Below are 11,078 nucleotides of genomic sequence, written 5' to 3' on the forward strand. Positions count from 1 at the left end.
CCCTGTGAACATTCCAGCGGGGGGGTTCCGGGCTCATCCCCGCTCACGCGGGGAGCACAGGGATTCGGCTATACGGCGGGGGCTGTACCCCGGCTCATCCCCGCTCACGCGGGGAGCACAGTATTCCGCTGTATCGCTGGAAGTCGCGGGCGGGCTCATCCCCGCTCACGCGGGGAGCACCGGGTCCTCACCCTTCGCCCGCAGCCGCAGGTCGGCTCATCCCCGCTCACGCGGGGAGCACGGTCATTGGCTTAGCTCCCTTTTGAGGCTGATGGGCTCATCCCCGCTCACGCGGGGAGCACTAGCCCACCTCGCCCAGTTTCAAACATGAAAACGGCTCATCCCCGCTCACGCGGGGAGCACCTCTCCCAGCACGGTGGCCAGAACACGACCTGGGGCTCATCCCCGCTCACGCGGGGAGCACGAGCTGCCCCGTCGCGGCCTGGTTTCGCTGTTGGGCTCATCCCCGCTCACGCGGGGAGCACTCGTCTTTCTCCGTTTGGGTTATGGCACATCCCGGCTCATCCCCGCTCACGCGGGGAGCACGCGCTCCGCACCACACAGGTAGATAGCCACCAGGGCTCATCCCCGCTCACGCGGGGAGCACGCATCGACCGCGATATTCGTTTGAGCGATGGCGGGCTCATCCCCGCTCACGCGGGGAGCACTTTGGATGCAGTGGCAGGCCGTATGGATGAGAGGGCTCATCCCCGCTCACGCGGGGAGCACACTTGCTGAGCAGCGTATAAAGGAGCCGAACCCTCAGTTTACATACGGCTTCTTCTCGGAAGAGACACAGAACCTGTCTAGAGTTCCTCAGCTATTTTCGTTTCTGTTTCTGGTATGCCGAACGAATCCGTCGGGCTTGTGACCAACCAGTCCTGTTTTGAACTTTCTTGCTTCCAGGAGCAGGACGAACCATGAGCGTGACACCATCAAAGTCTTGTGGTTGCCAATGATGCCGGTGAGTCCGGAATTCTAAACCCTGTTCGTTTGCTGCCGAATAGACCAGTAATGCTCTACCGTCCTTACACAGTTCAACGGTTCGCTCCCACAACAAGTCACGAATTCGTGCGGAAGGGCGGCCGACAAAGACACCCGGCGTTAGTTCAATCAGCCATTTTGATAAGTCACCCCGAAGCCCAGCGGGGCATGCAGTTATGACAAGAACGATCACGAAAGTGTCTCCTCTTCGGCCCAATTCACTCCTGAAGCAATGACTTCGAGTTCACTCCACAGCATGAGTTCGACATCACTAACAAGCTCATCATCAGGGATATCGAACAGCGACTTAAGGTCTTTGACCATGCGCGGCATGAGTCTATGTGAAACAACGTAGTCACGAATGTGACGGCGAACTTCTACGGTTGGCTTTCCTTTGGCAGCCGCGACAGTATCAAAAGCAGCGGGAATTGAAATCTCTGCCTTGTACAAATCAGCTATGTCATAAACAAAGGCGCGGTCAGTTCCCGTGTGAACAACGCCTAAAGCGGGAACGAATCCTAAAGCAGTGATGACAGCGTGAGCTACTCCGTAAAGTGCTGCACTTGCAGCAGTCAGTGCCTGATTAATCGAGTCAGAGGATTCAAAATCATTTGGATCATAGGAGCGCCGATTCCAATAGACTCCGGTTCGTTTCGATTCCGCTTCATAGACCTTCTTCATCCTCGCGCCTTCTCGGCCGCGTAGTTGTGCCATGGTCAAACCCGACACATCCTCACCTGGAAAGCGCATGGCATACATGCGGCGTGCACAATTCAATCTCTTGCGTTGGTGAGTGACTACCTCCGCTTGGATTTCTGCCATGCGGCTTGATTTTGCTGGCGGACGGCCGTGTGCGTAGTACCGCACACCGCGCTCTCCTACCCAGACGGTGCTTACGCCGGCGTCGCCAAGCAGGGCCATCGCAGCATAGGTAATCTTTGTCCCCGGCCCCAATAGAAGAGCTGCGATTTGGGTAGCTGGAAGATGAGCAATGCCCCGTTGGTCCATTATCGTGAGCGAATTGCCATCACGATTCACTACACAGCGTTCGGCGTAAAGAAAACTGATCCGGTCCCCTACGCGCGCCAAAGCCTGGCGTGCGATAGGGGCCTCATGTGGCGTAGCCATTAAGAAACTGCCGCCAACGTCATCAGACCACAACCATAACCACGAGCACGCCCTATACCGTGAGTAAGAGTGGAGCGGAGGAGCGCAGAATCTGTGACCTCCAGGGTGCCACGATAGCGGGCCGTTACAATGCGGATGTGGCGTCGGTTCCCACCTTTGCGGAAATCAAGGGTCCGCCTCTCCACGATGGCTGTTTCATCTTCTACCGACCAACGTGCTCGTTCTTCCGCAGGCACCGTGTCATTGGCACGCGGAGCCAACGCAAAACCAGCCTTTTCCGCCCGAGAATAGAGCCACTCAAGCTGATGCTCCACTGAAACGTGGGCTTTAACTTTGCCACGTTTTCCGTTGTTGGACTGAGAATAGGTTGGGTTTGCAAGCAGCTCAAACCTCCAGTGCTGCCCCTTCTGCAAGGACCCCAGAAGGCGAGTGTAATCAAGGGACTGGGCGGGCCGTGTGTCATAGCCAGCCTGCTCTACGATTCCAGACGCCGTCGGTTTCTCGGGGCCAACAATGTAAAGAGCGTTTTCGTGACTATTTCGATCAATCCGCCATAACAACCGTGCTTCATCGGTATCGATGTCCGGCGGAAAAGCTGCACTAACTGCCGCATGCATGGCATGTGGATTCGTAAGGAGCTTCCGCCCTTGACGCAACTGAGGGTTGATCAGGATCTTAGTTAGCGTGGTCACGCGTTCATCACCGCTTCCATGAATGGGTCCGGCCGCAGCTGCGATGCGTCCAAGGGATTATCAACCATGGCGCGTTCACGTTGAACAACCGTGCGCCAGGAGTACTTTCGGTGCCTCGGATCGAACGACACGGGCACGTCTTGCAATGACTCCCCGAGTTCACCTGGCTTTGCATCGCGATAAATCGGCAGGGCTACCTTCTCTCCACAGGTCTTCATGTACTCCTTTGTGGCATGCCACGTAGAGTGCGCTTGAAGCGACTCAACCGCGGGTTTGTCGTCGATTCCCTGCACCAAATTTGGCGGTGCCGGACATGAACGTCGTCCCAAGAAAATGGGGAATGCAGGTTTGTTCAGCGCCTCAGCCAAACCTTCAAGTAAACCGCGGTCCTCTGCCTCGATGGCGGCAACAAAGGCAGCATCAGAGAGGAAATAGCGCGTTACTAACTTTGCAGATGCACTTGGATTCCGCTGCCAATTCTGTGCGGTCTGGTAATCACGCAGCAGGCTACCGGACTGGTCAACCCGCACAGCGAATGTCAGACGGGCGAGGTCCTCAATGCCGTCGGTACGACGGCGACCTTCCGCAGCGGCAAGCATACCGAGCACTCCGGATTTCGATGGTATCTGCGAGGTTGTTCGCGTCGCATAGCGCGAATCATTGCCCCAAGACTGCAAGGGGGCCTTGAGCAACAGTAATAAGCTCGATGTCATGAGGTGACTCCCTTCACTAGGATTGGGAGGAATTCAACGCTGCGGCAAGACGGTCCGCTAGTTCGGGCAAAGTTACGGTCTCAGCGATGTCAGCGAACGGTGCTCGCGCTACGCTTACACCAACCGCGAATGCAGCCAATGGCTTCAGACCGTAGTTCTCCTCAAACTCCCTTTCTTCCTTTGCCAGAGCTTCGGCACCTGCTAAGCGCAAGTTCTTGTCGTCGGTGGCTTGGACAGGTTCTTCAAACGCCGTCACAAGGCTGACCGGACGGGTATCGCGCACTGTGACATAGACCAGCTCAGGCAGCGTGTGGTTGGCAAAAGAATTGATCTTGCCGGTGGGCATGGATTTGATGAACGCGTCGACAAACTGAACCGCAGCCTGCTTTGCGTTCTCTTCGGAGTCGAGATTCTTTGTAAGGCCAGCTACGTTCACAGTGGCGAACCGGTACAGGGTAGAAGACATCATTTGTACCGTGCCGATCATCCCAGCACCCGTCTCTTCACCATCTTCTGCGAGATCATCGACCGCAGTGAAATAGTCGAATTCTGGAGCGCTGCTGTGGATACCCAATGCATGAGCAACCTGCACTGCGGCATCAACATTGAAGGCAGCGTCATCAGCAATCATGCGACCAAACATCGCCATATCGACAGAATGCTGCGTATCGAGGATCTCTTTAGCCTCAGCCTTTTTGATCTTCTCTCCGTCAGCATCGACGATCGCTCGGACTGCGCGATCAATCTGCTGCGGGCTCAAGAAGATGAGGTACTTAGTTCGCGGATAGCTAGCTTCCTTAATGAGCTCCTCTTTGTCCTCGGCGTCGGACTTTTCTAGTTCCTTGATCCGCTTGCTATCGACTTCGGTCGAAATACCTGCGGCCTTGAAAAGATCAGAAACCTGTTTGATAGCGCGCTTAGAATCCCAGCCATCGTGGTTCTCAACGAGTTTCGCGATCTTCTCTGGCAGGCGCTTTGAGCGGTCCCCCACGAACTCAGGATCGACGTTCTTTTCAAAGTAGTTTCGAATTGCGCGCTTCCAGGATTGTGAGGACACGCGCTGGCGCGGGACCCCACCAAAAATTGCGGACTTGGGAGCACCCGTATCGTCTCGGTTGATCAGAGACGGCGGCAGGGTTTGTAGTGCGTGGATATCAATAACAAGGGACATGGTGAACTTTTCCTTTCAGTTCAAGATTGTTGTTTAGGATTCAGTAGCTTTCGTGCTCTTGACAAAAGCACCAGCGGCAAAGTCACGCCCCCATCTCAAAAGAACCCCTTGGCGGCGATTCTGATCAGCTTGGGTGGAGGTCCGAGCGCTGAGAATTCTGAGGTCTTGTGCAAATTGCCCATAGTCAAAGCCAATCTTTGCGCCGCGAAGCAGCGTGATGAGCGAGCGGATATGGATCAATCGAGATGCTTCATCGCGTGAAACGAGCATGGCATCGAAGCGGGGCTTTGTGGACTGCGATTCGCTCTGTGCAAAGAAGCGGCCACATGCATGGGCAAAGCTTTGACCTTCAACGTGGGCGTCAGTCGTCGCACTTTGCATGTGAATGCCAAACATGACGAGGGCATGAAATGCTGCAGACTCCGACGCTGAAGGAGCGTTTCCTCTGCCGAGTTCCTTCTCGCTAAGAGGCGAATGAAGGCTCAGCAGGACTTCCTCTAGAGCTAGAGGTTGGTCGTTGAGGGGCACGGAAGCATACTTGCGAAGTCTCGCAAGCGTTGCACGTGCCTGTGCGCTTTGCGAATGGTTTGGCGAGCGCAAGATAGCAAACTGAAGGTCGTTCGCAGTCCGAGCAACTGCTTGGCGCAAGGTTGGCCTTGACGACGTGCTCGGGTAATCAGTGCTAGTTGAAGTGTTAGTCATCGGAGTCATCCTCGTGTGAGTTTCCAAAGGCACCTGTGTCTGGGATGGTGAGAGAAGCCGTCAACGGTAGGTCTTTATCGAGCCTTCGATGCAGTTGTCGGTAGAGCGAGCCGGCTGAAACTATTCGTCCCTTGCCGCTGTCTCCGGCGTCGACTTCTCTGCCCACGATGGCCTTTGTTCCAGCACCACGAAGAAGTTCGCGGGCATCACGAAGCACCTGTTCGCGGACCTGCTTTTGCCAATCAATCTGCCATTCCTCAGCGTTGTCAGAGCTCAACCCTGCCATCCATGTCAGGAAGAGCGGTTCAAGACGAGCATAGAAACGGTCAGCAGTACTGCTTCCGAATTCATAGTCACCGCCAGCGGCGACGAGCAACTGACCGGCAAACCAGCCGAGGCTGATTGCAGCTTTGCCAGTTTTCTCAGCGGAGGTACGTACGGCATTGCGCACCTTGCGTCCAGTTTCATCGGCACGCAGTACGACGAGTGGCAAACCTATCGTGGCGATAAACGTCGAGGCCACGGACGACTCCTGCGGGCCGTACTCCATCGACACCAATGCGAGATCGAGAAGGCTCTTGTTCAAGTACCCATCCGCTTCGAGAGCCGCCAGGTTGGAGAGATTTCTCGGTCGCTTCGGAGCTTTGTTCTTGCCACTATCGAATCCGGGGTCATCCTCCAATGCGATCAGTGCATCGAGTGCTCGCCACATTGTCCGAGTCGGGTCATAGGGGCGAGCATAATATGCAGGTGTCCCCTTCTTCGATTGATTCGGACTGTAGCGGTAAGGGGTCATGGGATCGCCCATGACGTTCTTTCCTGCATCTGGAATACGGTCGCCGTTCGAGACCAATACTTGAACCGCGCGGTCGCCTTCAAAGAAGAGGCGAATACGCCGTGCCTGCCAGGTCGCAAGATCGACCGCACCGTGTGGGACGGCGCCTATGTCATCGCTTGATCCCGGTCGCTGCGCTGCGGTGTCGGGTTCACGTTCCCAGACGGGGATATCCGCGCTCACAGCTCCTCCCTCTTGGGAATCCAAGACCGCTGACGGCGGGGTATTGAGAATCAGAGTCTCAAGAATCCCACCTTCGCCTAGGACAATCGTGCCGCCAGTGCGTCCGGTCCAACCAGTTCCGATGGGGTAGCCTCGTCCGCCTTTAACGCGGGGATCTCCTTCCGCACCCGACTTGATTCCCGAGTAATCGAATGCCTGCGCATGGATCAGCCATCTAGCGGCCTCATCGAGAGCGAGAGATTCTCGTCCTTCCGCTGTACGCATGGTGAAGAAGTCATCAGCAGCTTCCGGAACAATGAAGGCTACAGGTTTTGTGGCTCCTGACTTCGTATGCAAGTCCGCGACTTGCATGAAGGGAGCAATCGGTGAAAGAAGATCGAACCGATCTTCAAGGCCATCAAGGTAGTCAAGGACCGCGTCATCACGCTTCTCGTTCACAAGCTGATCACGCAGATCATCGAACCATTCCGGCCAATCAAAGTCTTCCCAATTATTGCCCGCGTAACTTTCCACAAGATCTAGAGCATGCGCCCGCCAAAAAATGGCCAGCAGCACACGAAGCACCGCGTAGTCCTGAGTTGGTGAGTCACCAACGACTTTGTAAGCGTCACCGCGGCCAGAAAAGATATCGCGGATGCTCAGGGTTACAGGCTGGTTGGTACCATCCATGCACTTGATCCATGGCTCATCGAGAAGGTTAAACGTTGAGGTGTCAGTCATTCTTCTTTCGCCTCCTTTCTTTGTCTTGTTGTGGGTTGTTGATTCTCGTAGAGGAGCCTCTGAGAGGAGGTGCCCTCAGAGTACAAAGGGCGACGGACATTCACTCTCCTCCATCGCTAAGAATTTCGATACCCAGCTCGGAGGAATAAGTCACGGTAAACCGCCCAAGCTGTGCGGTGTCAGAATCGTCGAGCAGCAATGCCAGTTGTCCCCTTAGAAGGAAATGCGAACGCCATTGTGCCGGCGTAGCTTCTTCCAAAGTGCTGACGACCGCCTCAAAATCAGATTCCCACCTCGTCAAACGAGTCGGTAGACGGACCGTGCTCGAAGCCAAATGGAACGCAACGTTGTAGGACAGCTCGGTGCCATCAAGTACTTCTTCCTCAAAGCCCCACGGCTGATAGCCGTATTCAGTGCTCCTAATTGGAATGACTTCCACCGAAGGTTCAGCATCTCGGACTTGAGTAGCTCCGCGTTCATCTCCCGATGCTGCGTCATCGCTAATGAGTTGTTGGAAAAGATCGTGGTATTTGACGCGGGGCCACGGGCGCGGCAGCTGATGCGTCGATGATCGGGTATGAGCTCTATCTTCGGTCGAATCGCTGTCATTTTTTGCGTTCTCCCACGCCTCTTCCCACTCCTCCGGCGGCATAAAGTTCTTGTCATATGCTGCTCGGACAAGTCCTTCAATATCGTCGGGGCGTCGAAAGAGTTCTGGAAGCATCGCATACGTCGATAGGAGCAGGGTTTGGCCGTAGATAAACTCCGCTCCCGAATCAAACTCAGGGACGGGTTCGTGCTTAAGGAGTCCTCGAATCATCACCCGTGGCTGTTGTAGCTTCTCCGGTCGATCAGTGGCTGGACGCGCATGGCGATGCAAACGTCCGATGCGCTGGATAATGAGATCCATCGGTGCGATATCCGTGACAAGAACATCAGCATCAATATCGAGGCTTTGCTCCGCCACTTGGGTTGCGACCACAATCTTGCGCTGCGGACGCCCACTTCCCCGGTGAGAATCAGGTCCGAGTTCCTCGCGAAGGCCATCTTCCTTCGCTACGCGCTCCCACGCAACGAAGCCTGCATGGTGTAGCTGTACTTCGTCGCCGTAAACGCCTTCTAAAACGCGATATGCCTCTTGTGCGCGGGCAATCGTGTTGCAGATGATGAGTGCGCAGCCGCCTTCATCGAGGTAATAATCCGCGAAGCTTACGAGCTTCTTCACGTCATCGTCCAGGTACTCAATGCGCGCTTCCAAGTTCGTTGGCGTTGGCGGCACCGAATGAAACTCCACGGAATCCCTAGTTGCAAGCGTAAGCAGTGGATACCCAGTAGGTTCTTCATCAGGCCAGGGTACGCTGGAGTATGCCTGTACCAGTGAACGTCGCTTATCTGGCGGAAGCGTCGCTGACATGAGAATGACGCTGGCACCGTAATAACCAAGCCACTCAATTGTTCTTTGGAGGTAGTCACTGGTGTAGACGTCGAAAGAATGTACCTCGTCAAAGATGATGACCTTTCCCGCCAGACCCACGTGCCGCAGCATGTGGAAGCGCTGCTGAAGCGCCATCATCAAAACTTGGTCCACGGTGCCTACCACAAAATTGGAGAGCAGCCCCAATCGGCGTCCAGACATCCATTGTGACGCAATAACTCCGCCGCCTTCGCCGGAGTCTTTACCGATTTGTGAGAATCTCAGCTGTCGGTACGGCTCCGAAAGATCGTTCTTGGAGTGCGCAAGGTACATGCTCCTCACCGAGTCAACGCTTGTGTTCGAGGCCCATTCGATAGTGCGCTCCAACAACCCATTAGCCGTTGCCATGGTCGGTGCCGCGAAGAAAACTCCTTGCGCTGCACTGCTAGCCCCCAGGATTTCCGCGGCTGCAAGGGCTGCTTCAGTCTTTCCAACTCCAGTTTCGGCCTCAATGACAACAAGTGCTGGCCCTTCCAGCTGTTGCGCTGCCTCGACGACTGCACGCTGCACCGGCCGAGCGCAGTACTCCTCCGGCCAGTCAAACGAGCGCCGAAAGTGAGCGTCAATATCCCGCCAGTCCCCTCTTTCAGGTTCCCAGGGCGTCGTTACGTCGATAGTTGCGGCAGCTGCCTCGACCCGCTCAAGCTGCGTTCCACTCACGTGCAGCGTAAACGCGTTCTCATTTGAAGCCATCCAGTCCGCCATCACCACGAGCCCAGTGAGAATTTCCGCCACGCCTTGATGCAGCTTGTCTCCACGACAAACCTTCTCAATCACCGAGTCAGCACCACAGAGATCCGTCATCGCGTCGAGTAATTCTTTGTGCACGCGCTTCCATTGATCGGGGTAATCCTCAATGAGTTCACGCACCTGCCTCGAGGGTTTATTCGCAATGCCGTGGTGAGCGTTAGCCACTGCCGCCAATGCGTTAGCTTTTGGGAGGCGAACACCTCGTGTACATAGCCACTGAGATAGAACCTCTCCTGACACAACGCCATGCGGAAGCTTGTCAAAGTTAGCCTCATCAACGCTCAGATCAATATCTAAACCCGCATCTGAGACGGCATGCACGAGATACGCTTTATCGCTCTCCAGAAGTAGACGCTGGAACGAGCGTGATGCTTTTCCTACATCGTGTACCCCAGCAAGCCAAACATACAGAGCCTCGACCCCAAACTCATCGAGCCCTAGCTCATTTGAAAGAAATTGCTTCACGGAAGTTGCCAACCAAGAGTGAAACACAAAAGACGCAGCGCATGCCGAGTCCACCATGTGCTGCGGTAGCGTCAAGAAATCCGTGTCATTACCGGACTTCGCCCACAAACTCTGAGCTTGCGGACTACGCTCGCGCGCCCAGCCATCAGCCCTAAGGCAGAAGTCACGAGTCCGGGCCGGAATTGAACTGTAGATTGGCCCCGGTCCAGCAGTCTTTGTCATGTTCACCCCTTATGAAGAAGCTATTCACAATGATCATAGCTTTTTAACATGAGCAAGTTCTGAGTTTAGGAAAAATTGTTCTTTAAAACTCGCGATGTAGGCTTCATGACGGGCTGCTTCACTTCCCTGCACTGCTGGGATGAGCCCTTGCTGATGTTTAACGCCATCACTTCCCCGCGTCAGCGGGGCTTTCCTTTATCTGGAACGCCCAATCCCCAGACGCTAAGCCAACGCATCGTCTACGTTGACACCATGGTTTCTCCCCTCAACTTCAAGCGCTTGGAGCTTGACTCAAACACACCCATCGGTCCTATCTTCCCCGCCAATGAGCGGTGCGGAATCTACGTCATCGAGTTCGACGACGGCACCAAGTATGTGGGCCAAACCATTGACGTCGTCAAACGGTTCAGAAACCACACCCATGGATCCAAGCATCATGAATCCTGGGGCGATGTCGTAGCGCTATCATTTGCGCCCGCACCACCTTTGGAGCTGGACATCCTTGAAAAACAAATGATCCAGCACCAGCTCGATGCGGGAGTGTTACTCAGGAATCGCAGCGGTGTATTAGCCTCCGAAGGCCCCAGTCCTTTCGATTCCGTGGTTACCGTCACTGAGCAAAAGCATTGGGTACTTGGGGACTGGGAGCCCTCACCATCTGACCGCGCTGCTTTTGTCCGAGCTGCCGAAGTATCGGGACCAACAAAACTGGAAAAGAACGCACCTCCTGAAGTTGCGCAAGCAGTCATCAAGGACATCGCCTTTGCCCTCGAGCACATCATCCCTGTCGCGCCAGAAACAGAGAAAACTTACTGGACTCTGTCTGATTATCCCTCGACCGCAGGTGGCCGCTACGCCACTCTCAACACTGGGATACTCGAATTTTTAGTGTTTCCACGAAACAGCATTCTCGATTACATTCCAGAACTAGAACCAGAATTCCGCGACAGTTTTGCTCTAGGCACTGGATTTTTCAATTTGCTTCCCAGTGAAAACGTCGATTGGTGTTGCGACCGGCTATTTGGTAGCAGTGTCGTGA

9 protein-coding genes and 1 CRISPR repeat array are annotated in these 11,078 nt (G+C 55.0%); of the genes, 1 reads left to right on the forward strand and 8 read right to left on the reverse strand.

The features are described from left to right. Window positions 1-30 precede the first annotated feature (30 nt). Window positions 31-729: direct repeats of the CRISPR family, unit length 28 nt; unit sequence GGCTCATCCCCGCTCACGCGGGGAGCAC. A 91-nt stretch (window positions 730-820) separates the two neighbouring features. From cas2e to HMPREF2698_RS04785, 8 genes are all read right to left on the reverse strand, one after another. Beyond that, the gene (gene cas2e, locus HMPREF2698_RS12915) at window positions 821-1,177 is read right to left on the reverse strand and encodes a type I-E CRISPR-associated endoribonuclease Cas2e (protein WP_083303791.1); all 357 of its coding nucleotides are present in this window, start codon (window positions 1,175-1,177) and stop codon (window positions 821-823) included. Continuing rightward, complete coding sequence (gene cas1e / locus HMPREF2698_RS04755; RefSeq protein WP_070562512.1) at window positions 1,174-2,112, reverse strand: type I-E CRISPR-associated endonuclease Cas1e; 939 nt, start codon at window positions 2,110-2,112, stop codon at window positions 1,174-1,176. Before cas1e ends, cas2e begins: the two co-directional genes overlap by 4 nt. Continuing rightward, window positions 2,112-2,804, reverse strand: a complete 693-nt coding sequence (gene cas6e / locus HMPREF2698_RS04760; protein WP_070562514.1) for a type I-E CRISPR-associated protein Cas6/Cse3/CasE — start codon at window positions 2,802-2,804, stop codon at window positions 2,112-2,114. The genes cas1e and cas6e overlap by 1 nt, the downstream gene beginning before the upstream one ends. Further along, window positions 2,801-3,517 carry a type I-E CRISPR-associated protein Cas5/CasD gene (gene cas5e / locus HMPREF2698_RS04765; RefSeq protein ID WP_070562517.1) on the reverse strand — a complete coding sequence of 239 codons (717 nt, stop codon included), beginning with the start codon at window positions 3,515-3,517 and terminating at the stop codon, window positions 2,801-2,803. The genes cas6e and cas5e overlap by 4 nt, the downstream gene beginning before the upstream one ends. Before the next feature lie 16 nt (window positions 3,518-3,533). After that, a complete protein-coding gene (cas7e, locus tag HMPREF2698_RS04770; RefSeq protein WP_070562520.1) occupies window positions 3,534-4,688 on the reverse strand; it encodes a type I-E CRISPR-associated protein Cas7/Cse4/CasC in 1,155 nt (384 codons plus the stop codon). Between the two features lie 33 nt (window positions 4,689-4,721). Continuing rightward, complete coding sequence (gene casB, locus HMPREF2698_RS04775) at window positions 4,722-5,390, reverse strand: type I-E CRISPR-associated protein Cse2/CasB (RefSeq protein ID WP_070562523.1); 669 nt, start codon at window positions 5,388-5,390, stop codon at window positions 4,722-4,724. After that, window positions 5,383-7,128 (reverse strand): type I-E CRISPR-associated protein Cse1/CasA, encoded by a 1,746-nt coding sequence (casA, locus tag HMPREF2698_RS04780; RefSeq protein WP_070562526.1) that lies wholly within the window; start codon window positions 7,126-7,128, stop codon window positions 5,383-5,385. Before casA ends, casB begins: the two co-directional genes overlap by 8 nt. 100 nt (window positions 7,129-7,228) lie before the next feature. After that, a complete protein-coding gene (locus HMPREF2698_RS04785) occupies window positions 7,229-10,039 on the reverse strand; it encodes a CRISPR-associated helicase/endonuclease Cas3 (protein WP_070562529.1) in 2,811 nt (936 codons plus the stop codon). Window positions 10,040-10,114: 75 nt separating this feature from the next. On the opposite strand from HMPREF2698_RS04785, the gene HMPREF2698_RS13605 reads away from it, so the two are divergent. Next, on the forward strand, window positions 10,115-11,078 hold a 964-nt coding region (locus tag HMPREF2698_RS13605; RefSeq protein ID WP_246819437.1), incomplete at its 3' end, for a GIY-YIG nuclease family protein.

The organism is Corynebacterium sp. HMSC072A02 (genome assembly GCF_001810085.1).
GTDB classification, from domain to species: domain Bacteria; phylum Actinomycetota; class Actinomycetes; order Mycobacteriales; family Mycobacteriaceae; genus Corynebacterium; species Corynebacterium hesseae.

What these genes read in the sequence shown, in the direction of transcription:
- cas1e (WP_070562512.1), bottom strand. Translation starts at nt 2,112, where the DNA reads ATGGCTACGCCACATGAGGCCCCTATCGCACGCCAGGCTTTGGCGCGC.
- cas5e (WP_070562517.1), bottom strand. Translation starts at nt 3,517, where the DNA reads ATGACATCGAGCTTATTACTGTTGCTCAAGGCCCCCTTGCAGTCTTGG.
- cas7e (WP_070562520.1), bottom strand. Translation starts at nt 4,688, where the DNA reads ATGTCCCTTGTTATTGATATCCACGCACTACAAACCCTGCCGCCGTCT.
- casB (WP_070562523.1), bottom strand. Translation starts at nt 5,390, where the DNA reads ATGACTAACACTTCAACTAGCACTGATTACCCGAGCACGTCGTCAAGG.
- casA (WP_070562526.1), bottom strand. Translation starts at nt 7,128, where the DNA reads ATGACTGACACCTCAACGTTTAACCTTCTCGATGAGCCATGGATCAAG.
- HMPREF2698_RS04785 (WP_070562529.1), bottom strand. Translation starts at nt 10,039, where the DNA reads ATGACAAAGACTGCTGGACCGGGGCCAATCTACAGTTCAATTCCGGCC.